Origin of the sequence: Frankia sp. Hr75.2 (assembly GCF_949319125.1) — a bacterium.
Lineage (GTDB): Bacteria > Actinomycetota > Actinomycetes > Frankiales > Frankiaceae > Parafrankia > Parafrankia soli.
This window is the reverse complement of sequence record NZ_CASGGV010000099.1, coordinates 29,405-54,978: the sequence shown is the minus strand read 5'-3', so window position 1 is coordinate 54,978 and position 25,574 is coordinate 29,405. Positions and strand designations below refer to the sequence as shown.

At 74.2% G+C, this 25,574-nt stretch carries 4 protein-coding genes; all 4 read left to right on the top strand.

Going from position 1 to position 25,574, the window contains the following annotated elements; genetic code table 11:
- Positions 1-375 precede the first annotated feature (375 nt).
- From AC559T_RS09030 to AC559T_RS09015, 4 genes are read left to right on the top strand one after another with little or no spacing between them, the layout of a single operon-like run.
- A complete protein-coding gene (locus tag AC559T_RS09030) occupies positions 376-9,402 on the top strand; it encodes an SDR family NAD(P)-dependent oxidoreductase (protein ID WP_498868435.1) in 9,027 nt (3,008 codons plus the stop codon).
- Positions 9,377-15,208, top strand: a complete 5,832-nt coding sequence (locus AC559T_RS09025) for a type I polyketide synthase (protein ID WP_498868434.1) — start codon at positions 9,377-9,379, stop codon at positions 15,206-15,208. The genes AC559T_RS09030 and AC559T_RS09025 overlap by 26 nt, the downstream gene beginning before the upstream one ends.
- Positions 15,205-18,720, top strand: a complete 3,516-nt coding sequence (locus AC559T_RS09020) for a non-ribosomal peptide synthetase (protein WP_498868433.1) — start codon at positions 15,205-15,207, stop codon at positions 18,718-18,720. Before AC559T_RS09025 ends, AC559T_RS09020 begins: the two co-directional genes overlap by 4 nt.
- A complete protein-coding gene (locus AC559T_RS09015; protein ID WP_498868432.1) occupies positions 18,717-25,535 on the top strand; it encodes an SDR family NAD(P)-dependent oxidoreductase in 6,819 nt (2,272 codons plus the stop codon). The genes AC559T_RS09020 and AC559T_RS09015 overlap by 4 nt, the downstream gene beginning before the upstream one ends.
- Positions 25,536-25,574: the final 39 nt, after the last annotated feature.

Here is a 25,574-nt window from a genome sequence, read left to right as displayed (position 1 = left end):
AGCCCGCCGCACACCCATCACCCCAGGTCAGCGCGTCAAGCGATCATCAATGCCGAACCGGTGACCGAACTCAGGTCAGGCCGCAGAGCAGGGACGACACCATGACCGTCCGGCCTGCCCGACACAGGCCCGCCCGGCAGGCAAACGCGCAGGTCACCGCCCAGATCGGGGTTCTGGATCCCCACAGGGTGAGCTGTTTCCGAGGCCGCCCGTGTTCGCCTTCATAACGGCCTCCCATGCACGTGGGGTGAGCCCCGTAAAAGATCCTCTGATTTACTGACGAAGTGCTCAAAACGGGCAGAAAGGTTGACCGTATTACGGCTGGCGTTGTCGGTATCCTGACATGGGCACTTTTTTATTGTCGTTGACAAGATTGTGTCTCAGTGTGACGATGACTCCGTGAACCGGGGGGCGGAAACGCCGGAAACGTGTGTTGATGTCTTGCGACGCTTGGCCCGTGAAAGGCAAGAAAATGTAATCTACACATACTCGTCCGATGGTGTGGAGACGAGTATGACCACGGGCGAACTGGTCGCGGATGCCGGCCGTGTCGCAGCTCTGATAAGACGGTCGATTCCGCCTGGGGAGCGCTGTCTGCTGGTCTATCCGCCGGGACTCGACTACATTCGGGCACTGTTCGGCTGTATGTGGGCCCAGGTTGTCGCCGTGCCCGCACAGGCTCCCGAACCGCGGCTGGCGCATCGGCAGACCGCGCGGATGGCGGCGGTTGCGGCGGACTGTCAGGCGGCGGCCGTCCTTACCACCGCCGCGCTCCTTCCGCTGGTCCGCGGTGGTTTCGTGGTTGATGACCTGCCGTCCCTCCGCTGGTTGGCGACTGATGCGGCCGACGACACAGCCGGTGGCGCCGGGCCGGAAACGCTCGATGAGTCCGTGGAGCTGGCGGCCACCGCGCTGCTCCAGTACACCTCCGGCTCCACCAGGAGACCGCGCGGGGTACTTGTCACGCATGCCAACCTGGCCCACAATGCGGCAAACATCCGCAAGGCGCTGAAACTCACCGAGAATAGCAGGATGGCACTCTGGCTGCCACCCCATCATGACATGGGACTTATCGGCGGAATCCTTCAGGCGGCATTCGTTGGCTATCCGGTGATACTGATGTCACCGGTCGACTTCCTGCGGCGGCCGGTCTCCTGGCTGGAGACGATGACCCGCCACCGCGCTACTCACGCCGGTGCACCGAATTTCGGTTATGACCTGTGTGCCCGCCGGATCGTCGACGCGGATCGCGCCGGGCTGGACCTGTCGTCATGGCAGGTCGCCTTTTCCGGCGCCGAACCTGTGCGCGCCGCAACGCTCGACCGCTTCACCGCGGCCTTTGAATCCTACGGCTTCCGTCGGCAGGCCTTCTGCCCGGTCTACGGCCTGGCTGAGGCGACGCTACTCGTCTCGGCGAAGCCGCATGGCACCGAGCCGGTCGTGGGGCGGTTCGACGCGGAGGCCCTCGCGCGGCACAGCGCGGTCGAGCTTGCCGACGAGCCCCAGAAGATCGGCGCCCGATCGGAGGAGGAGCGTGTCGGTGTCCGCCAGGGGGTCCCAGTAGCCCCCTCCCGGCAGATCGTCAGCTGCGGGCGGCCGGTGGAGGAGATCGCCATCGTCGACCCGTCCGCCGGCACCCCCGTGGCCGACGGCCAGGTGGGTGAGATCTGGCTCCGCGGCCCCAGCGTGAGCACCGGCTACTTCTCGGACGCGGACCTGACCGCTCGGACCTTCGGCGCGCGGCTGGCCGGCTGTCCGGACACCTTCCTGCGGACTGGTGACCTCGGGTTCCTCCATTCCGGCGAGCTGTACGTAACCGGCCGCCATGACGATGTCGTCATCATCAGTGGCCGCAACCACTATCCGCAGGACATCGAGTTCACGGTGGAAGGCAGCCATCCGGCGCTGCGACCGGGTTGCGGTGCCGCGTTCATGGCAACCGTCGACGGTGACGACCGGCTGGTGATCGTGCAGGAGGTGGACCCCGCCCGGGAGGTCGATGCCGAGGGGGCGCTGCGCGCGATCCGTTCGGCGGTGGGCCGCGGCCACGGCGTCCACGTCCATGCCGTGGTTCTCGTACGTCCCCGGACGGTGCCCAAGACGGCGAGCGGAAAGGTGCAGCGGTCGGCGTGCCGTGAGCTGTTCCTGCGTGGGGAACTCGACGTCGTCGCGCGGTCTGTGCGGCGGCCGACTGAACTGTCCGGCCTGGGGACCGCCTTCGCCAGCGGCCCGGCACCGGCAACGGTGATCCAGGCGACGCTCGTCGACCTGCTTGCGCGGCGTGCCGGCGTGCAGCCGGCCGAGGTGGACGTCACCGAGCCGATGAGCCAGCTGGGGATCGACTCCATCGTGTCGGTCGAGATCGCCGAAGAGGTGCGGGCCTGGTTGCACGTCGACCTCGCCCCGTCGCTCGTCTACGGCGAATCCAGCATCGCGGCCCTGGCCGAGCTCCTGGCGCAGCGAACCCGACCAGCGACCGCCGCGTCGGACGGGACTGGCGGTCCAGGGGGGGTTGCCGGCGCGGACGACGCCGACCGGACGCCTGAGCGGATGTCCGGCCGAGCCTCGCTGACGGCTCGCCGGTCCGTTGCTCCCACGGCGCCGGCCGCCAGCTCCGACAGGGAGGCGATCGCTGTCATCGGCCTGGGCTGCCGCTTCCCCGGCGCGCCGGACCCGGACGCCTTCTGGCGGCTGCTGCGCGACGGCGGCGACGCGATCCGCGAGGTGCCGCCCACGCGCTGGGACGTCGACGCCTACTTCGACCCGGAGATCGGTGCCCCCGGCCGGATGTACACCCGTCGGGGCGGATTCCTCGACGACATCGACACCTTCGACGCGGCGTTCTTCGGCATCTCGCCACGGGAGGCCGTCGAGATGGACCCGCAGCAGCGCCTCCTGCTGGAGGTGGCCTGGGAGGCGTTGGAGAACGCAGGTCAGGTGCCGGCGGATCTCGCCGGCACCCGGACCGGGGTATTCATCGGGCTGTCCAACGAGGAGTACTCCGGGTTGCGGCGGCCGGGCGACTCCGCGGCCATCGACGCCTACACCGGCACCGGCATCGCGGCGAGTGTCGCCGCCGGCCGACTGTCCTACACCCTGGGGCTGACCGGACCATGTATGACCGTTGACACGGCCTGCTCATCCTCGTTGGTGTCGACGCACCTGGCCTGCGCCAGCCTTCGCGCGGGCGAGTCCGATCTGGCCCTCGCCGGCGGGGTGAACCTCATTTTGTCCCCGCGTGGCACGATCTACTTCTGCCAGGTGCGGGTGATGTCGCCAGCCGGTGCCTGCCGCACGTTCGACGCCGACGCCGACGGCTACGTGCGCAGCGAGGGCTGCGGGATGATCGTCCTGAAGCGGCTGGCCGACGCGCTGCGCGACGAGGATCCGGTGGTGGCGGTGATCCGCGGAACCGCCGTGAACCATGACGGTCGCAGCGGTGGGCTCACGGTCCCCAGTGGCCGCGCCCAGCAGGCGGTCATCCGCCAAGCCCTCACCGATGCCGGTGTGTCCGCCGACGAGGTCGGGCTCATCGAGGCGCACGGCACGGCCACCGCGCTGGGCGACCCGATCGAGGCGCGGGCACTGGCGGAGGTGTTCCACCGGTCGGGCGGGCGACCGCTGGCCCTCGGCTCGGTCAAGACGAACATGGGCCACGCCGAGTCCGCCGCCGGCATCGCGGGCGTCATCAAGGTCGCACTGGCGTTGCGGCACGGGGGGATCCCGCCGAACCTGCACTACGAGACGCCGAACCCGCATGTCCCCCTGGCCCGGATGAACGCCTTCGTGCCGACCCGGCTGGCAGCCTGGCCCGAGGGGCGGCGGATCGCGGGCGTCAGCTCGTTCGGGTTGAGCGGCACCAACGCACACGTGGTGCTGGAGGCCGCACCAGCGCGGTCGCGGCCCACCGTCGACCCCGGCCCGGCGCCGTTTCTGCTGCCGTTGTCCGCGCGCGGCTCCGCGGCCCTGCGCGCCCTGGCGGCACGCCACCTCGACCTCGCCGTGGCGACCGACGACACCGCCGTCACGGCGGCCCGGGCGGCTGCCGTGACGCGCCGCCGGCAGCACCATGACGACCGGCTGGCGGTGGCGTTCGAGAACACCACGGACCTCCGCGACGTGCTCGAGGCATACCTGCGCGGCGAGTCCAGGCCAGGATTGTCGACCGGGAAGCGGTCCGAAGGCCGCGATGCCCGGGTGGTGTTCGTCTTCGGCGGCCAGGGCTCGCAGTGGCCCGGCATGGCCCGCGAGCTGCTCGAGGACGACCCGGTCTTCCGGTCGGCGATCGAGCGGACCGATGCCGCGATCAGGCGGGAAGCAGGCTGGTCCCTGACGCGGATGCTGACCGACGCGGACCCGGCGGCCCTCGACCAGATCGATGTCGTCCAGCCGGCGCTCTTCGCGATCCAGGTCGCGCTCGCCGACGTCTGGCAGGCCTGGGGGGTGCGGCCGAGCGCCGTCGTCGGCCAGAGCATGGGGGAGATCGCGGCAGCGCATGTCGCCGGCGCGCTGGACTTGGACGACGCTGTGCGGGTGATCTGCCGGCGTGCGCGGTTGATGCGCAGGGTCAGTGGCGCCGGCGCGATGGCGGCGGTCGACCTGTCCTACGAGGCGGCGCGGCAGGCACTGGCGGCCTGGTCCGACCGGCTGTCCGTGGCAGTGAGCAGCAGCCCGCGGGCCAGTGTGGTGGCGGGGGACGGGGACGCGATCGACGAGTTCTGCGCGCTGATGGAACAGCGGCAGGTCTTCTGTCGCCGGATCAAGGTGGACGTCGCCTCCCACAGTTCGCAGGTCGAGCCGCTGCGCGCGGACGTGCTGCGCGAACTCGCCGCGGTGACGCCCCGCCGGCCGACGGTGCCGTTCTACTCCACCCTGCTGGGCCGGCGGGTGGACGAGGCCGTCTTCGACGCGGACTACTGGATGCGCAACCTGCGTGAGCCGGTGCTGCTGGCGACCGCGGTGGAGCGGCTGCTCGATGACGGCCGGTCGGTCTTCCTCGAGCTCGGACCGCACCCGGTGGTGCTGCCCGCGATCGAACAGACGATCAGTTGTGCGGGGCGTCCAGGGACTGTCGTGGCGTCGCTGCGGCGCGGTACCCCCGAAGCGCCCGCGCTACGCGCCGCCCTCGGCGCGCTGTACAGCGCCGGAGCCGGCCTCGACTGGCGCGCGGTGTATCCCCAGGCGCCGGCAGTGGCACTGCCGACGTACCCGTGGCAGCGGGAGCGTTTCTGGCTGGACACCGGCGGCAACCCGGTCGACCCGGCGGCCTCCGCGCGGCCGCCGGACACCGCGGCCCGGCCCGCCGCCGGTGGGCCGGGCGCCGACGGCACGGCGCCGGCGGCCCGCGCGCTCGGCGGGGGCGGCGACAGCCCGCTGCTCGGCGCGCACATCCGACTCGCCGCGCCCCCGGGCATCCACGTCTGGGAGGGCACCCTCTCCGTCACCACGCATCCCTACCTAGCCGATCATCGGGTGAACGGGGCGATCATCCTGCCCGCTGCCGGCTATGTCGAGATGGTCCTGGCGGGGGCGGCCGTCGCGGTCGGGGACGGCCCGCTGGAGCTGACCGACGTGGTCTTCGACCGTGCGCTCGTCCTACCGCCGGACGGCGTCCGTGCCGTCCAGCTGGTGCTGACCCCGCGGCTCGCCGGATCCGCCGCGTTCGAGATCCTCAGCCGGGAGGCGGGCGGCACCGGCGATGGCGATGGCGACCCGCGGCTCGCCCCGGCCGAGTGGGTCTCGCACGCCCGGGGTGGAGTCCGGCTGCTCGACCCTGACGGGCCGGCGTCCGCACCAACGCCGCTCGATGAGCCGCCGGGCGACGACCACCAGGTACTGACCGGCGAAGGCCACTACGCGGCGCTGGCGGCGCGGGCGCTGTCGTACGGGCCGCTTTTCCAGGGCGTCGCCCAGGTCTGGCGGAACGCCGACGGAGCGCGTTGCCGCATCGACCCACCGGCGGACGTCGCCCGTGCGGCGGCGACCTACCGGCTGCATCCCGTGCTGCTCGACGCAGGCTTCCAGCTGCTCGCCGCGTTGCCGGCGGATCACGCTGCGGGCGCGCCCGCGGATGCCTACGTCCCGGTCGGCATCCGTTCGATGCGGGTGCGCCAGAGGGGTGCGACAGCGCGTTGGGCGATCGCCCGGCGCGATGACGCTCTCCCGCCAGGCCCGGCCGATGCCGCGGCGGTCGCCGGCCTGGCCGCGGCGGCCGGCCCACGCGGGTCCGCCGGGTCCGCCGACGCGGACAGCGTCGAGGGTTCCGTCACGTTGCTCGGGGAGCACGGTGACGTGATCGCCGAGGTGCGTGGCTTGCGGGCGCGGCGGCTGGAGACCGGTAGCTCCCGCCGGCCCGACCCGCGGGACTACATGTTCCGGGTCGAGTGGCGGCACGCGCCGGGCGACGGCGCGACCGAGGCCGCCGGCCGCGCTGGAACATGGCTGATCTTCGCCGACTCCGGCGGCGTCGCCGACAGCGTCCGGGCCGCGCTGACCGCGCGAGGTCACCGCTGCGTGCTCGTGCGTCCGACCGCGTGGGCGGAGTCGGGGGACGACCTCGACTCCGATGTCCGGCTGTTGGATCCCAGCTCGCCGGAGGCATGCCGGCGGCTGCTCGCCGACATCTGCCCGGACGGCCCGCCCGCGGGTGTCGTGCACCTGGCGGCCGCGGCTACCGAGCCCCTTCCCACCTCCGGTGACGCGCTGGCGGTCGGGCAGCGGTGGCTGCTCGGCGGCGCGTTGCACCTGGTGCAGGAGGTATCCCGCGTCGGGTGGCGAAATCCGCCGCGCGTGTGGTTCGTGACCGCCGGCGCGCAGGCCGTCGGACCCACGTCGGCCGTGGCCGTCACCCAGGCGCCGCTGTGGGGGTTGGCCCGGGTTGCCGCGCATGAGCTGCCCGAGCTGCGTACCACCTGCGTCGACCTCAGCCCGCGGCCGGTGGGCGGGGGCGGCGCCGATCCGGCCGAGGTCGCCGCGTTGTGCGCGTTGCTGCTCGGTGACGGCGCGGAGGACCAGATCGCGCTGCGCGGCGGGGACCGGTTCGTCGCCCGCCTCGCCCGGCATGCCGACGACGGCGTCGCGGGTGACGGTGACGCCGTGGCGGGTGACGCCGGCAGCGACCCGCGCCGCTCGACCGGTTTCGGCGCCGTCGACGGCGAGTCCGCCTTCCGGCTGGAGGCGGACCGGCCCGGAGTCCTCGACCAGCTGCACCTGCACGCGGTGACCCGTCGACCGCCGCAGGCCGGGGAGGTGGAGATCGAGGTCCACGCCAGCGGCCTGAACTTCAGTGACGTGATGAAGGCGATGGGCGTCTACCCGGGCCTGGCCGGTGCGCCGCCGGTGATCGGCGGTGAATGCGCGGGAACGGTGGTCCGGGCCGGCGATGGGGTGACGGCGTTCGCTCCGGGGGACCGGGTGGCCGCTATCGCGCCGTGGAGCCTGGCGTCCCACGTCACGGTGCCCGCCGAGCTGGCCGTCCGACTGCCGGCCGACGTGGACTTCACCGCCGCGGCGACCGTGCCGGTCGCCTTCGTCACCGCCTGCTACGCCCTGGAACGGCTCGCCCACCTGACAGCCGGCGAACGCGTTCTGGTGCACTCCGCCTCCGGCGGGGTCGGCCTGGCCGCGATCCAGGTGGCGCGGGCCGCCGGGGCTGAGGTCCTGGCGACCGCGGGTACGCCGGAGAAGCGGGCGTACCTGGAGTCGCTCGGCATCCGGACCGTGATGGACTCCCGCTCGCTCGCCTTCGCCGACGAGGTGCTCGCCGCCACCGGCGGGGATGGCGTCGATGTCGTCCTCAACTCGCTGGCCGGTGCCGCCTTGGCCCGCGGGCTGGACGTCCTGCGTCCCTTCGGCCGCTTCATCGAACTGGGCAAGCGGGACATCTACCTGGACGGCTCGCTCGGGCTGGGCGCCTTCCGGCGCAATCTCACCTTCGCGGCGGTCGACCTGGAGGAGGTGCTGCGAACGCGGCCGCGGCTCGTGGCATCCGTGCTGGCCGACATCGGAGCGCGGTTGCGTGCCGGGACCCTGCGCCCGCTGCCCGCCGAGGCCAGGCCGATCAGCGAGGCCCAGGACGCATTCCGGCACATGGCGGCCGCCCGGCACATCGGCAAGATGGTTGTGCTCCCCCGCGAGGGGGACGTGCACGTCCGGCCCGCGCCGGACGACGGCCCGTCCTTCCCTCCCGACGCCACGTATCTGATCACCGGGGGGCTCGGCGCGCTGGGCCTGCGGGTGGCGGCCTGGATGGCCGGGCGGGGGGCGCGGCACCTGGTGCTGCTCGGCCGCCGGGGCGAGGTCGGCGCCTCCGACCAGGTACGCGGCGTGCTCGCCGAGCTGCGCCGGCAGGGGGTCGTGGTTCTCGGGCCGGCCGTGGACGTCGCCGACCGGGCAGCGCTCGACGGCGTGCTCGCCCGCATCGACGCCGACCCGCCCCCGTTGCGTGGCGTCATCCACGCCGCCGGGCTGCTCGACGACGGTGTCCTGCTCCAGCTCGACGCCGCCCGGTTCGAGCGGGTGGCTGCCCCGAAGGTCCGCGGCGCCTGGAACCTGCACGAGGCGACGCTGAGCCGGACGCTGGACTTCTTCGTCCTGTTCTCCTCGGGGGCGTCCCTGCTCGGCTCGCCCGGCCAGGGCAACTACGCCGCGGCCAACGCGTTCCTGGACGCCCTCGCCGAGCATCGCGCCGCCGTCGGGCTGCCGGCGATGGCCGTCGGCTGGGGACCGTGGAGCGAGATCGGACTCGCGGCGCGACCGGACCGCGGCGGCCGGCTCGCGCTCGGCGGACTGGACAGCCTGACGCCCGCGCAGGGTCTCGCCGCACTGGGCCGGCTGATGCGCCGACCACCGACCCACATCGGGGTCTTCCCCGTCGATGCGGACGCCTGGCGGCGGGCGAGTCCCGCCCTCGCCGGAATGCCGGTCCTCACCGAGCTGATGCGCGACGCCGGCCGCACCGTGCCCCGCCAGCGCAACGAGGTCCGCGACCGGCTGCTCGCCGGTGACCCCGGTCCGGGCCGTTGGGCGGTGCTGGAGGAGCACGTCAGGAGCCAGATCGCGCAGGTGCTGCGGATCCCGCCGGCCCGGCTGGACAACCAGACGCCGCTGGACACGCTGGGCTTCGACTCGCTGATGGCGCTGGAGCTGCGCAACCGGCTCGAAGCCAGCCTGGACGTGCCGATCTCCGCCACGATGGCCTGGAACTACCCGACGATCGCCAGAATCGTGCCGCACCTCGCCGAGCGGATGGAGATCCCGCTCGACGCGCCGCCCGAACCGGGCGAGGAAGTCGATGCCGAACTCGCGGCGATCCTGGGCGGAATCGACGCCCTGACCGACGCCGAGCTGGACGCCCTACAGAAGGGGGGGACCTCAGGTGCCACCGACGCCCCAGGGGAGTGACGGCCTCGCGAGAATGATCGCGGGTCTGTCGGCGGAGAAGCGGGCCGTGCTCGCTTCGCTGGTCCGGGCCGACCGCGAGCCGGTCGCGATCCTCGGCCTGTCCTGCCGGTTCCCCGGCGCGGCCGATCCGGAGGCGTTCTGGCGCCTGCTGGTGGACGGCCGGGACGCGGTCCGTGAGGTGCCGCGCGACCGGTGGGACGTCGACGCCTTCTACGACCCCGACCCGCAGGCGCCGGGTGGGATGGTCACCCGGTCGGCGGGCCTGCTCGACGATGTCGACACGTTCGACAGCGGGTTCTTCGGTATCTCCCGGCGCGAGGCGGTCCGGATGGACCCGCAGCAGAGGCTGTTCCTCGAGGTGGCCTGGGAGGCGCTGGAGGACGCCGGGCAGGCGGCCGGCGCGCTCGCCGGCACGGCCACCGGCGTCTTCGCCGGGGTGTGCGCCAACGACTACGGCACTCTCCAGTTCGGCGACATCGCCGACGTGGACGCCTACGTCGCGACCGGCAACGCCCACAGCATCGTCGCCAACCGGCTGTCCTACTTCCTCGACCTGGTCGGACCGAGCGTCGCGGTGGACACCGCCTGCTCGTCGTCGCTGGTGGCCGTGCATCTGGCCTGTCAGAGCCTGCAGACCGGCGAGTCCTCGATGGCCGTGGTCGGCGGCGTCCACCTGATCCTCTCGCCGCTGGCCCACATCCTGTTCTCCCGCGCGCAGATGCTCGCGCCCGACGGCCGGTGCAAGACGTTCGACGCACGCGCGGACGGCTTCGCCCGCGGCGAGGGCTGCGGCGTCGTCGTGCTCAAACGGCTGTCGGACGCGCTCGCCGCCGGCGACCCGATCCGGGCGGTGATCCAGGGCTCGGCCGTCAACCAGGACGGCCGCAGCAACGGCCTCACGGCGCCGTCCGGGCTGTCGCAGCAGGCTGTCGTACGGCGGGCGCACGACAGCGCCGGAATCACTCCGGGCCAGGTGGGGTACGTCGAGGCCCACGGCACCGGGACCGCGCTCGGCGACCCCATCGAGGTGGAGGCGCTGGCGGAGGTGTTCGGACCGCCGGCGGCGCCCGGCGCGGTCTGCGCCCTCGGCTCGGTCAAGACCAACATCGGCCACCTCGAGGGGGCGGCGGGCATCGCCGGCCTGATCAAGGCGGTGCTGGCTCTCGAGCACCGGGTCATCCCGCCCACCCTGCACTTCGGGACGCTCAACCCGAACATCACGCTCGCGGGCACCCCGTTCGTCATCCCCACCGCGCCGCTGCCGTGGCCGGCCACCGGCGGACGCCGGTACGCCGGGGTCAGCGCCTTCGGTTTCGGCGGCACCAATGCGCACGCTGTGCTGGCCGAGGCTCCGCCGACCCGCGCCGGCGGCCCGGTGGACCCCGGCACCGACGCTGGCACCGACGCGGAGCCCGGCACCGGCGCCGACACGAGCGGCGGCGGGTACCTGCTGACCCTCTCGGCACGGTCGGCGGAGTCCCTGCGCGCGCTCGCCGGGCGGTACCGCGATGTGCTGACGGCCGACGCGGCACCGCCCGTCCGGGACGTCTGCCATACCGCCGGTACTCGGCGCTCCCACCTGGATCACCGCCTGGCCGTCGCCGGCCGCGGCGGAAACCTCGCCGACCGGCTCGGTGACTTCCTCGAGGCCCGGCCGCATCCGGACGTCGCGGCCGGGATCCGGCCGGTCGGTCGGCGCGGGCTGGTACTGGTCTTCTCCGGGCAGGGCGGCCAGTGGGCCGGCATGGGGCACCAGCTCGCGGCCCGGGAGCCGGTGTTCCGCCAGGCGCTGCACGACTGCGCGGTGGCCCTGGCTCCCTTCACCGGATGGTCGGTGCTCGACGAGCTGACGGCCGACGGGGCCGGCGCCCGGCTCGACCGGACCGAGATCGGGCAGCCGGCTGTGTTCGCCGTCCAGGTCGCGCTCGCCCGGCTGTGGCGATCCTGGGGGATCACGCCCGACGCGGTGGTTGGCCACAGCATGGGCGAGGTGGCCGCGGCCCACGTGGCCGGCGCGCTGTCGCTGGCGGACGCCGCCCGGGTGATCGCCCACCGCGGGGCGCTGATGGCCGGGGCCGGCGGGGGGCGGATGGTAGCGGTCGACCTGCCGCCGGCCGCGGTCGCCCGGGTCGTCGCGCCCGTCGCCGACCGGGTATGCGTCGCGGCGGTCAACGGCCCGCGCTCGGTGGTGCTCGCCGGCGACGGCGACGCGCTCGACGAGGTGGTCGCGGCGCTGCGCGGGGACGGCGTGCGCTGCCGGGCCCTGCCGGTCGGCTACGCCTTCCACAGCCATCACATGCGGCCGCTGCGCGCCCGGCTGGTCGACGCACTCGCCGGCCTTCGTCCCGTGCCGCCGGTCGTCCCGGTCTACTCGACGGTGGACGGCCCGCGGCTGGACGGCCGGTCCCACGATGCCGCGTACTGGGCCGCGAACATGTGTGAGCCGGTCCGGTTCGCGGCGGCCGTCGACGCGCTGCTGGCCGACGGTCACCGCGCCTTCCTCGAGGTCGGGCCGCATCCGGAGCTGGCGCTGGCGATCGACGCCGCGGCGGCCGACTCCGGCCAGCCGGTGCTCGTCGCCGGGTCGCTGCGCCGTGGCCAGCCCGAGCGGGCGACGCTGCTGCGTTCGCTCGCGGCGCTGTACGCGGCGGGTTGGGACGCCGAACTCGCCGCGGTGAACCCCCTGGGCGCTCACGTGCGGCTGCCGCACTATCCGTGGAAGAGGGAACGCCACTGGCATCAGCCGGCCGCCGGCGGGCCCGGTCTCGTCCCGGCCCCCCGTGGTCCGGGCGAGATCGGTGCAACCGGGCCCGACGGCCTGGCTTCCTCTGACGGCCTGGCTTCCCCTGACGGCGGGACGCACCCGCTCCTCGGGCGGCGCATCGCGGCCGCGGTCGCCGAGGTGATCCACGAGGTGCGGCTGACCGCAGCGACGCCGCCGTTCCTGACCGAGCACCGGCTGCACGGACAGGTCATCGTGCCGGCTGTCGCCTACCTGGAAATGGTGCTCGCCGCCACGGACCGGGTGCTGGGGCCCGGACCCTGCGTCGTGTCGGACGTGCTCCTGACCGAGCCGCTCATCCTGCCCGAGAGCGCCGGGCGGGTGGTGCAGGTCACCCTTCTCCCGCAGGAGGGGGGTACCGCGGCGACCTTCCGGGTCGCCAGCCGGGCGGACGGCGGGCCGTCCACCGCCGGCCCGTGGCGGCTGCACGTCAACGGCCGGGTGCGGCTGGGCGACGGCGAGGCGCCCACGCGGGCCGAGGCGCCCACCGCGGTGCGCCCACGGCTGACTCGCGAGGTGTCGGTCGAGATGTTCTACGACGAGCTGACCGCCCGCGGGTTCGACTACGGCCCCGGGTTTCGCGGCGTGGCCGAGCTGTGGGGCGGCGACGGCGAAGCGCTCGGCCGGGTCGATCTCGAGGCCGTCCTGGCCGGCGACCCGCCGGTCGGCGCGACCGGCGCGGGAAATTCCGTTGCCGGGCCCTGGCGGCTGCATCCGTGCGTCCTGGAGGCCTGCCTGCAGGTGGCCGGCGGACTCGCCGACGACATCCGGGCTGGCGGGGACGACGCCTACATCCCGATCGGGCTGGACCGCCTGGTGTTCCGGCCGGGCGTGGGGACGAGGCTGTGGAGCCATGCCCGGCTGCGCTCCGGCGGCCGGTTCACAGGGCAGACAGTCGTGTGCGACGTCACCCTCCTGGATGAGGACGGGGCCGTCCGCGGCGCGATCGACGGGCTGCTGCTCAAGCGGGTGCCGCGGGCGACCGTGGAACGGAGCTGGTCGGCGGGAACCGACGAGTGGCTCTATGACGTGCGGTGGCGTCCACTGCCGCTGCCGCCCGCGGCCGATCGGCCGCGGGCGGGTACCGCCGGGGAAGCCGGGTCGGCCGGCTCGCCCGCCTGGCTGCTCCTCGCCGACGACGGCGGAGTCGGGGACGGTGTGGCCGGTGCTCTGGCGGCGGCAGGGCTGCGGACGGTCGTGGCCGTGCGCGGCCACGGCTTCGCCGCGGCGGGCCCCGACCGGTACGAGGTGGACCCGACCGACCCGGCGGCGCTCGCCCGGCTGGTCACCGTCGTGGCGGCCGAGGTGCCGCTGCTCGCCGGTGTGATGCACCTGTGGAGTCTGGACACGAGGCTCGGCTCCGATGCGGGCGCCGACGCACTGATGGCCGCCCAGGACCGGGGCTGCCGCAGCACGCTCCACCTCATCCAGGCGCTTGCCGCCGCCCCGTGGGGATCTCAGCCGCCACGCCTGTGGCTGGCCACCCGCGGCGCGGTGCCCGCCGCGGGCCGGGTCGACGCCGCCGGCGCCGCTCAGGCGCCCCTGTGGGGCCTCGGCGCGGTGATCGCGCAGGAGCACCCGGAGTTGTGGGGCGGTCTGGTCGACCTGGACCCGCGCGGCACCGGTCCGAGCGCCACCGGCGGGCCTACGTCCGGCCCCCCGGCCGATCCGGTCGTCGAACCCCTGATCGCCGTGCTGACCGCCGCGGACGGCGAGGACCGGGTGGCGTTGCGGGATGGTGTCCGGTGGGGAATGCGCCTGGCGCCCAGCCTGCTGCGGGGGCGCACCGCCCTGCCGCTGGTAGTGCGACCCGACGCCAGCTATCTGATCACCGGGGGACTCGGCGGCATCGGTCTGGAGGTCGCCCGCGGGCTGGCCGAGCGGGGCGCCCGCCACCTCGTGCTGATGGGCCGTAGCGAACCGTCGGCGGCCGCCGACGCGGTCATCGACGAGATCCGGCGGGTCGGCGTGCAGGTCCTCGTCGCCCGGGGGGACGTCGCCCGCGCCGAGGACGTCGCCCGGGCGTTGACCGCGATCGACGGTACCGGTCGGCCCCTGGCCGGTGTGATGCACGCCGCCGGAGTGCTCGACGACGGCGTGCTCGTCCGCCAGGACTGGGCCTCCTTCGCACGGGTGCTCGCCCCCAAGCTCGCCGGTGCCTGGGAGCTGCACCGGCAGACGCTGGGCCATCCCCTGGAGTTCTTCGCCCTGTTCTCCTCGGCCGCCGCGCCCCTGGGCTCGCCCGGCCAGGGCGGCTACGCGGCGGCCAACGCATTCCTGGGCGCCCTCGCCCACACCCGGCATGCCGACGATCTGTGTGCCACCGCGATCTACTGGGGGCCCTGGGCCCAGGTCGGCATGGCGGCGGCGACGGCGGCGGGCGCCACGCGCCCTGTCTGGGCGGACCTCGGTCAGATCCATCCCGAGAAGGGCGTCGGACTGCTGGCCCGGATCATCGCGGCCGGCAGCACCGAGGTCGCGGTCCTGCCGGTCGACGCAGAGCTGCTGGGCGCGGTGTGGCCGGCGGGCCGGCGGCCGGCGCTGCTGGACGACGTGCTGCCCTTGCCGTCGGCTTCGGCCACGCTCCAGCGCTCCGGTATCCAAGGTGCGGACGAGCTGCTGGCTCGGCTGCGAACGGTGCGACCCGCGGACCGTGCCGAGCTGGTGGCCGACTTCCTCCGGACGCAGATCCACGCCGTCCTCGGCGCCGATCCCGCCGATCCACCGGACCTCAGCCGCGGCTTCTTCGACATCGGCATGGACTCGTTGATGGCGCTCGAGCTGAAGAACCGCCTGCAGGTCGTCCTCGGCCGGCCGATCCCGGCCACGCTGGTGTTCGAGTACCCGACGGTGGACGAGCTGTCGGCGATCCTCGCCGCCGAGATGCTGCCGGCCGACGTCGAAGCCGCCGAAGGTATTGGCACCATCGACCCGACGGTGCTGGCCGAGATCGACCGACTGTCCGATCAGGAGGTCGACACGGCGCTGACACGGCTGCTCGAAGCGGACGGGGGTACGGCGTGACGGAGGCGGGGGGCGAGCCGGCGGCGGTGGCACCGGATGCCGGCTCCTCAGACCTGAGCAGGCTCAGCGCGCAGGAGAAACGGGCGCTGCTGGCCGAGCTGCTCGCCCGCAAGGCCGGTGGGCCTCCCCCGACCGGCGCGCTCGCCCCGATCGGCCGGCTTCCGCGCGGCGGCGACCTGCCGATGTCGTTCGCGCAGGAACGGCTGTGGTTCCTGCACCAGATGGCGCCCACGTCGCCGCTCTACAACATCTCGATGGCGCTGCGGCTCACCAGCCCGCTCGAACCGGAGCTCCTCGCCCGCGCGGTGCGCGCGGTGGTCGAGCGGCACGAGACGCTGCGGGTGCGCTTCGCATCGGTGGACGGTGTGCCTCGGCAGGTCCCCGGTCCGGCGCCGGACGTGCCGGTGGCGTTCGTCGACCTTGCGGCGCTGTCCGGGCCCGAGCAGCAGGAGCAGCTCGACGCCTGCCTGGCCGCGGCCGCGACGGAACCGTTCGACCTGACCACCGGTCCGCTGCTGCGGCTGGTGGCCGTGCGTCTGTCGCCGTCCGAGCAGGTGGTTCACCTGACGATGCACCACATCATCAGTGACGCCTGGTCGATCGCGCTCTTCGCCCGCGAGACGATGATCTTCTACCAGGCGATGTCCTATCAGGCGGTGTCGGCCGAGCCGCGCACCTCCCCGGCGCCCGAACCGTCGGCGCTGCCGGTGCACCCGCGGCTGCCGCGGCTGCCGGTGCAGTACGCGGACTACGCCCACTGGCAGCGGTCGATACTCACCGCCGACGTCGAGGCGGCGGAGCTGGCCTTCTGGCGCGAGCGGCTGGCCGGTGCGCGCCCTCTGGACCTGCCCACCGACCGACCGCGCCCGGCGCTGCCCTCGATGGCCGGCGAGCGGGTGCGGTTGGTGCTCCCGGCAGAGCGCGCGGACCGGCTACGCGCGTTCTGCCGGGAGGCGGGCACCACCCTGTTCACGGCCCTGCTGGCGGCGTTCGACGTCGTGCTGGGCCGTTACTCCGGACAGGACGACTTCGTGGTCGGCACGCCGGTCAGCAGCCGCAGCCGGGCCGAGGTCGAGGGCCTCATCGGCGTGTTCGTCAACACGCTGGTGATCCGCACCCGGTTGACCGGCGATCCCGGCTACCGCGAGCTGGTGTCCCGGGTGCACGCCGAGGTCCTGGCCGCGACCGCGCACCAGACGCTGCCGTTCGAGAGGCTCATCACCGAGCTGGCCCTGGACCGGCGACTGGACACCACGCCGTTGTTCAACGTCCTGTTCGTCGCACCCCAGGGACCGGTGGGGACCGTCGACGTCGACGGTCGGACCGCGACCATGCTCGACGTGCACAGCGGGACCGCAAAGTTCGATCTTTCGCTCGCCGTCGTCACCCGTGACGATCAGATCGCGCTCTATCTCGACTACCGGTCGGCCGTGTTCGACCGCGTGACCGCGGAGGGCATGCTGCGACACCTCGACGCCGCGCTCGCGGTGATGCTCGCCGACCCGCGGCTCCCGCTGTCACGCGTGAGCCTGCTCGAACCGGCCGAGCGGCGGCGGGCGCTGCTCGACTGGAACGCGAGCGGCGCGGGCGAGCGCCCGGTCGAGGGGATGATCCCGGAGGCCTTCGCCGATCAGGTCGCGCGCTGCCCCGACGCGACCGCCGCGACCTGCGGCGAGGAGCAGGTGACCTATCGGGAGCTGGACCGGCGGGTCGGCCTGCTGGCCGCACGGCTGCGGGCCGCCGGCATCGGGGTCGGCGACGTCGTCGCGGTCGGCCTGCCGCGGTGCGTGGACCTGCTCGTCGCCACGCTCGCCGGCTGGCGGGTGGGCGCGGTGTACCTGCCGGTCGAGCCCGGACATCCGCCCGGCCGGATCGGCTTCATGCTGGCCGACGCCGGTGCGCAGATCGTCGCCACGGACGGCGCCGGCGCGGTGACCTTCGAGGGGTGCGGCGTGCCCCTGCTTCGAATCGACTCCGCCGCCGACGTCGAAATCAGTGGCGGTGCCGACGCCGACGCGAGCACCGGCACCGGCACCGGCACACCGGACGATCCGACGCCGCCAGACCGGGACGCGTACATCATCTACACCTCCGGCTCGACCGGCCGGCCCAAGGGCGTGGTCATCGGACACGGCAACCTGGCGCGGTACCTGCGCTGGGTGAACGACACCCTGCTCGCCGACCGGGTCGACGTGCTGCCCGCGGTGAGCGAGCCGTCCTTCGACGGTTCCTTCAAGCAGCTGTTCGCCCCGCTCGTCCGCGGCGGTGAGGTCTGGCTGATCCCTGCCGAGGTCGTCCGTGACCCCCGCGTGCTGCTCGAACAACTGTCCGCCTGGACAACGCGGCACGGGCCGGACCGTCGGCTGGGGTTCACCTCGGTGCCGTCGCTGTGGAACGCCGTCCTAGACGCGCTCGACTGCGGCGCGCCGGTGCCGCGGCTGTCCAGCCTGATCCTCGGCGGCGACCACTTTCCCCCGCGCCTGCCGGAGCGCACCTGGACGCACTGCCCGGGACTGGAGATCTGGAACCTGTACGGCCCGACCGAGACCACCGCGACCGCCGCCGCCGGACGGGTCGTGCCCGGCGAGCCGGTGACCATCGGGCGGCCGGTCGACGGTATCGAGCTCTACCTGCTGGACGGTCGACTCGAACCGGTGCCGGTCGGCCTGCCCGGCCGCCTGTACATCGGGGGGCCCAACGTCGCCCGCGGCTACCTGAACCGAGACCAGGAGACGGCCGCGCGGTTCGTGGCGCACCCGTTCCGCGTCGGCGCCCGCGCCTACGACTCGGGTGACGTCGGCCGGTACCTGCCCGACGGTCGTATCCGCCTGCTCCAGCGGCAGGACGGCCAGGTGAAGCTGCGCGGCCGGCGGCTGGAGCTCGGCGAGGTCCAGGCGGTCATCGGGGAACACCCGGCGGTCAGGGAGGCGCTCGTCCGGGTCGCCGGCGAGGGCGAGGACCGCCGGCTGATCGCCTATGTACAGCCCGCCGCCGGGGCCACCGACGTAGCCGAGCAGGTACGCGCCTTCCTCCTCGACCGGTTGCCCCGGTGGATGGTGCCGACGGTGATCGTCGAGCTCGCGGCCTTTCCCCGGCTTCCCTCCGGCAAGACCGACGTGTCCGCGCTGCCCGTCCCGGCGCCCGGACGTCCGGCCGGGCTCGCCTCGGTCGCGCCCCGGACCGACCTGGAACGTCGGATCGCCGCAGTGTGGCGGGAGGTGCTCGGCGTCCCGGACGTCGGTGTGCACGACAACCTGTTCGACCTCGGCGGCCACTCCCTGCTCCTGCTCCAGATCCAGGCGCGGCTGTCCGCTCAGCTCGGGCGGGACATCCCGGTGGTCGAGCTGTTCCGGCATCCCGACGTGGCCTCGCTGGCCGAACATCTCGCACGACAGGCGCCCGGCGGCGACGCCGGCGGTCCCGGCCCGGCCGCCGACGACACCCGGCTCGAACGGATGGCGCAGGCCCGGCACCGCCTGGCCCGGGTACGGGAGAAGGGCCAGCCGCGGTGACCGCACGCGCGCCGAGCGGGCTCGACGTCGCGATCATCGGGATGGTCTGCCGGCTGCCCGGCGCCCACGATCCGGAGCAGTTCTGGGCCAACCTGATGGGCCGAGTCGAATCGATCTCCCGGTTCACGCCGGAGGAGCTGCGGGCCGCCGGCGTCCCGCCCGAGGTCTCCGCGGCGCCGGGATACGTGGCGGCCGGCGGCGTGCTCGACGCCGTCGACCGATTCGACGCGGCCTTCTTCGGCATCCCGCCGCGTGAGGCCGAGCTGATGGACCCGCAGCAGCGGCTGTTCCTGGAGTCGGCGTGGGAGCTGATGGAGCAGGTCGGGCACGACGCCGGGCAGTACCCCGGGGCCGTCGGTGTCTACGCCGGCACGGGGATGCCCGCCTATTTCCTCGAGCAGCTGCACCGCCCGGGGGAGATTCCCGGGCCGGTCGAGGGCTACCAGATGCTGTTCGGGAACAACAAGGACCATCTGACGACCCGCACCTGCTACAAGCTCGAGCTGACCGGTCCGGGGGTGACCGTCCAGACCGCCTGCTCCACCGGCCTGGTCGCCGTGCATCTCGCCGCCCGAGCGCTGCTGGGCGGAGAATGCGACCTGGCGCTGGCCGGTGCCGTGTCGTTGCGGATCCCCCAGCACGCCGGCTACTTCGGGGACGCCGGCGGCATCGTGTCGCCGGACGGGCGCTGCCGGCCATTCGCCGCCGACGCCAACGGCACGGTCTTCGGTAGCGGTCTGGGAATCGTCGCCCTCAAGCGACTCGAGGACGCCGTCGCGGACGGCGACCGGATCCGGGCCGTGTTGCGGGCCACCGCCGTCAACAACGACGGAGGGACGAAGGTCGCCTATCCGGCGCCGAGCCTGCTGGCCCAGGCGCAGGTGATCCGGATGGCGCACCGGCTGGCCGAGGTCGGCCCCGACGAGATCGCGTTCGTCGAGGCGCACGGGACCGGCACCCCGCTCGGTGATCCGATCGAGGTCGCCGCGCTCACCGAGGCGTTCCGCGCGGGCACCGACCGTCGAGGTTTCTGTGCGCTGGGCTCGGTCAAGGGCAACCTCGGCCACCTGGACACGGCGGCCGGGATGGCCGGACTGATCAAGGCGGTGCTCGCGCTCGAACACCGGGTCCTGCCGCCGACGGTGAACGTCGACCGGCCGAATCCGGACCTGCGGTTGGCGGACAGCCCGTTCTTTCTCCCCACCGACGCGGTGTCCTGGCCAGCCGACCAGGACCGGCCGCTGCTGGCCGGGGTCAGCTCGTTCGGGATGGGCGGCACCAACGCGCACGCGGTGCTCAGCGAGTGGACCGACCCCGAGGCCATGACTCCCGATCCGGCGCGGCCGACCATCGAGGCCCGCGCGCTGGAGCCGGCGTGGCAGCTGGTGCAGCTGTCGGCCCGGACCGCTCCGGCGCTGGAGGCGGCCGCCGACCGGCTCGCGACCGCCCTCGCCGCCGGCTCGACGGATCTCGCGGACGCCTGCCACACCCTGAGGGTGGGCCGGCGTGCGTTCGCGCACCGGCTGGTGCTGTCGGCCCGCGACGCGGCCGACGCCGCCGCGGGGCTGCGGGCGCCGGGCCGGGTCCGGACCGGGGTGGTGGCCGGCGAGACGCCCGCGGTCGCGTTCCTGTTCCCCGGCCAGGGCACCCAGCGTCCGGGGCTCGCCGCCGGGCTCTACCGATCCCGGCCGGCGTTTCGCCGCGCCGTCGACGACTGCGCCGACCGGTTCGGTGGGACGCTCGCCGACGCGGTGCGCACGGCGGTACGTGCCGACGGGGAGGTGGACCTCGACCATACCGAGATCGCCCAGCCGGTGCTGTTCGTCGTCGAGTACGCGCTGGCCGCCCTGTGGCGCTCGGTCGGCGTCGAGCCGGTGGCGATGATCGGCCACAGCCTGGGTGAATACGTCGCCGCCTGTGTGTCCGGGGCACTGCCTCTCGATGACGCCCTGCGTCTGGTCGCGGCCCGCGGCCGGCTGCTCGCGGAGCTGCCCGCCGGCCGGATGCTCGCCGTCGGGCTGCCGGTCGCCGAGGTCGAGGCGACGCTCGCGCAGCTCGGCCGGCCGCTCGACCTGGCCGCGGTGAACGGGCCCGCCAGCTGCGTCGTGTCCGGACCGGCGCCGGCGGTCGGCGAGCTGCGCCGCATGCTGGCCGCTCGCGGCATCCATACCCGTGAGCTGCGTACCCGGTGGGCGTTCCACTCCGCGATGATGGAACCGGCGATGGCGGCGCTGAGCCGGGCGGCGGCCGGCATCCGGCCGGGTCTGCCGACGATCCCCTACACATCGAACCTGACCGGGACGTGGATGACGCCGCAGCTGCTCGCGGACCCCGAGTACTGGGCGCGGCACCTGCGGGCCACGGTCCGGTTCGCGGCCGGCCTGGACGCGGTCGTGCGGGCGACATCCGGCTGCCTGTTCCTGGAGGTCGGCCCGGGGCAGGCGTTGGCCGGGCCGGCGCGCGCCACCGGTCGGCCAGTGGTGTCTTCGCTTGGCCGCGCCGGGGACGACGACGTGCTGTGCTTCGGGGAGGCCGCCGGCCGGCTGTGGCTGGCCGGGGTCCGGCTCGACAGCGAGGGCATGCGGGCCGGCGGCCGCCGAGTGCCGCTGCCGACCTATCCATTCGAGCGCGCGAGCTACTGGGCCCGGCGGGCACCGGCGGCCACACCCGCGCCCGGGTCCACCGAAGCCGTGCCGGGCGAAGCCGCGCCCGCCTACTCCCTCCGACCGGACTCCACGCCGGCCGGCGGGCCCCGCCCCGGTGGTCGGGGCCGGCGGGCGGATGCGGCGTCCTGGTTCGCCGCGCCGGTCTGGAGCCAGACCGTGCCCGTGCCGCCCGTCACCATTAGACCGCCGCGCCGGTTCCTGATCCTGCTCGACGACGGCGGGTTCGGCGCCCGGCTGGTCAGCCGGCTGGAAGCGGCCGGGCAGTACGTCACGGCGGCATCGCGCGCCGAGGCCGACGGCATCCTCGTCGATGTCGACGTCGACACGTGCCTCGTGCACCTGCACGCTTTGGACGACCCGGACGGCACCGCGGCCGCCGGGTCGCTGGCGGGCGTCGCGGCCCGGCTACCGGCCGGCGGCGAGCTCGTCGCCGTGACGACCGGAGCGGTCGAGGTGACCGGTGCCGAGCCGGCCAACCCCGGTCAGGCGGCGCTGCTGGGGCCGTGTCTGGCCGCCGCGCACGAGATTCCGGATGCCCGCTGTCGCCTCGTCGACATCGACCTGACGGGTCCGGACCCGGCCGGACTGCTCGCCGCCGAACTCGTCGCCGGGCCGGCGACCCCGGACGGGATGCTGATTGCCCACCGGGCCGGCCGGCGATGGCGCCGGACCTTCGCGCCGATGCGGCTGGACGCCGAGCCGACGGTCGCCGACGGCGCCGCTTACGCGATCATCGGTGGGACCGGAGCGCTCGGCGGGGCGCTCGCGGCGTACCTGGCCCGCCACGCCCACGCCCGGCTCGCCCTGATCGCGCGCGCCCCGCTGCCGGCCGACGACCGGCGCCTTGCCGACCTCGTCGCGCTAGGCGCGGCGGACGTCGTGTCCCTGTCGGCCGACGCGACCGATCCCGCCGCCCTCGGGGCCGCCCTCGACGCCGCCGTCACCCGCCTCGGCCCACTGACCGGCGTCATCCTCGCCGCCGGTGGCCGGCTGCGGCGACGGCTGGGACAGCTGCCCTCGGACCTTTTCGCCCGGCACGTCACCGATCGCGTCCGGATGGCCCAGGCGCTCGCGGCCGTAACCGACGGCCGGCCTGTCGGTCACTGCGCGGTAGTGTCCTCGCTGGCCGCGGTGGTCGGCGGCGCCGGCCTCGGCGCGTACGCGGCCGCGCACGCGGTCGTCGACGAACTGTGCGTGCGGCACTGGCGGGCGGGTCGGCCGTGGGTGACCGTCGACTGCGATCACTGGCTCGTGGGCGACCACGACCGGGACCGCGCCCCCGCCCCGGACACCGGTCCCGGTCCCGGCGCCGGCGCGCCCTTCATGACGGGGGACGAAGGGTGCGTCGCGTTCCTGCGCGCGGCTCTGCTCGCCGGCGTCCCACAGGTGGTCGTGTCCACACGCGACCTGGACGCACGGATGCCCGGCCGAGGGCCGGCCCGGACCGGACCGCCCCCGCCGTCGCCCGCGACGGCGAGCGGGTCCATGGACGACATCGGCTCGGGCGTCGCTGGCGGCAACCGTCATCCCCGGCCCGACCTGCCGATCCCGTACACGGCCCCGCGCACCGCGGCCGAGCGCGCCATCGCCGCGCTCTGGGCGCGCCAGCTCGGCCTCGAGCGAGTGGGGGTCTTCGACAACTTCTTCGATCTCGGCGGCGACTCCCTGATCGCGATCCAGCTGATCAGCAGCGCGAACCAGCTCGGGCTGCGGCTGGGCATGCAGGAACTGCTCGCCCGCCAGACGGTCGCCGAACTCGCGGAGGCCGCCGACGACGGATGGGACGGCGGCTCCGCAGGCGATGCGGGGGAGCTGCCTGGGTCCCCGCCCACGGCGGTGGACGGACCGGTAAGCGGCCCGGCACCGCTGACTCCGGCCCAACGGGCCTTCCTCGACCCCGACCCCGTGGATCCGACCTGGTACGACCACACGATCTGCCTCGACGTCGCGCAGCCGCTGGACCTGGAGCTGCTGCGTACCGCCGTCGCGGCGCTACTCGTCCAGCACGACGGGCTGCGCGCCCGCTTCCACCGCACCAAGCACGGGTGGAAGCAGACGCTGGCCCCGCCCGGTGAGCCGGTGCCGGTCCGCCGGGTGGAGCTGTCCGGGGTGCGGGCGGAGGATGACGTCGCGGATCACATCCGGGCCGCGACGGCGACGGCGCGGGACGGGTTTGACCTGGCCGCCGGACCGCTGTTCGCCGTGGTCCTGCTGTCCGGGTACCGGGCGGACCGTCTGCTGCTCATCGCCCACCACCTGCTGGTCGACGCCGTCTCGTGGCGGATCCTCCTGAACGACCTGTTGCTTGCCTACCAGCAGGCCGCCGCCGGGCTGCCGGTCGTGCTGCCGCCCCGGTCGACCTCGGTGGCCGAGTGGGGGCGCCACCTGACGGGCGTGACCCCCGCCCTCCGGGACGAGATCCACTACTGGACGGATCCGGTGCGACATCGGGCCGCGTCGCTGACTCCGGATGGGCCAGCCGGGTCCGATGTGGTCGCCGGGCCCGACGAGGACCTGGTCGCCGATACCCGCACGGTCACCACCTGGCTCGACCGCGCCGAGACCGGGCTGCTCCTGCGGGACCTGCCCCGTCGCCACGGTGTCGGGCCGGCTGACGTCACCCTCGCCGCCGTGGTGCGGGCGATCCGCGCCGGCTCGGCGGAACCGGCGCTGCTGGTCGACATTGAGGGCATGGGCCGGCATCCCGCGCCGGACGGTGTCGACCTGTCCCGGACCGTCGGCTGGCTGACCGCGATCCATCCCGTCCCGCTCAGCACCGACGCGGATGATCTCCTCGATGCCGCCCGCGGGGTCGCGCGGCAGCTCGCCGCCGTGCCGCGGGGCGGGCTTGGGTACGGGGTGTTGCGGTGGAGCGCCGGGGCCGGCGGCGCCCAGTCGCCCTCGGATGACGACAGCGGCGAGCTGGCGGCGCGGCTGGCGGTGATGCCCCGCGCGCCGGTCTCCTTCGTGTACCTGGGTTCGGTCGACCCAGGACTGCTGCCCGGCGGTCTGGTGAGCGTGTCGACCGCGGCCGGCGGTGTCTCTCGCAGCCCCCGCGCTCCCCGTGACCGGCCGCTGGGCATCGCCGCGATCGTCGCGGACGGACGGCTCGGCATCGAGTGGCGCAGCGGCCAGCGGGTTCTCGGGGACGGCACGGTGGCGCGGATCGCCGAGGCGGCCGCCGCCGAGCTCCGCGCCCTGGCCGCGACCCTGGGCCGGTCACCGGCCGCGGTGCCTCCGGCAGAGGTGGTCGGCCCGGCTGGCAGCGACCCGGCCGGCCTGGATTCGCCCCACGCCGCCGTGCCGCCGGATCCCGGCGGTCGCTCCGTGCCGCGGCAACCCGGCGGGCCGCCGGCCTGGTCACCGGTCGTCCCGCTGGCGGGTGGCACCGGCCAGCCGCTGTTCTGCGTGCATCCAGCCGGCGGCAGCGTCCTGGCCTTCCGGGCGTTGGCCCGCTCTCTTGGCGACCGGCCTTTCCACGGAATTCAGGGCAGGGGGCTCGCGCCGGGTGAACGGCCCGATGACCGGGTCGGGGACATGGCCGACCGCTACCTGCCGGCGGTGCGCGCGGTCCAGCCGGTCGGCCCCTACTTGATCGGCGGCTGGTCCTTCGGCGGCACGGTTGCGTTCGAGCTGGCGCTGCGCCTCCAGGCGGCCGGGGAGGACGTCTCCCTGCTCCTGATCGACAGCCGCCCGCCCCACGGTGAGCGGCCGGGGCAGCTGCCGCCTGAGCGGGAGCTTCGCGCGATCTTCACCAGTGGTGCGGCGTCGTTGCGTGACCATCTCGGCCGCGCCGGCGAACTCGGCTCGCCCGCTGAACCCGACCCGAACCTCCTGGAGCGCGCCTACGTCGTCTGGCGGGCGCATCTGGAGGCGCTGGTGACCTACGCGCCTCGGGCGACCTACGAGGGTGCGGTGACCCTCCTCACCGCCGCCGAGGAGGCGCCGGCGCTCATGTCGGTGCTCGGGCCGCGCGGCGCGCCGATGCGGGCCGGCTGGGCTGCGGTCTCGACGACGGCACCGATCGTTCGTGAGGTTCCCGGCAGCCACTTCACCCTGGTGGCGCCGCCGCACGTGCACGCCGTCGCCGACGCGATCCGCGAGCTGCTGCCGCCCCGGCCGGCCCCGACCTGCCCCGACCTGCCGTAGCCCGCGCACGGCGGGCAGGGCGGCCGGCACCCGCGCCGC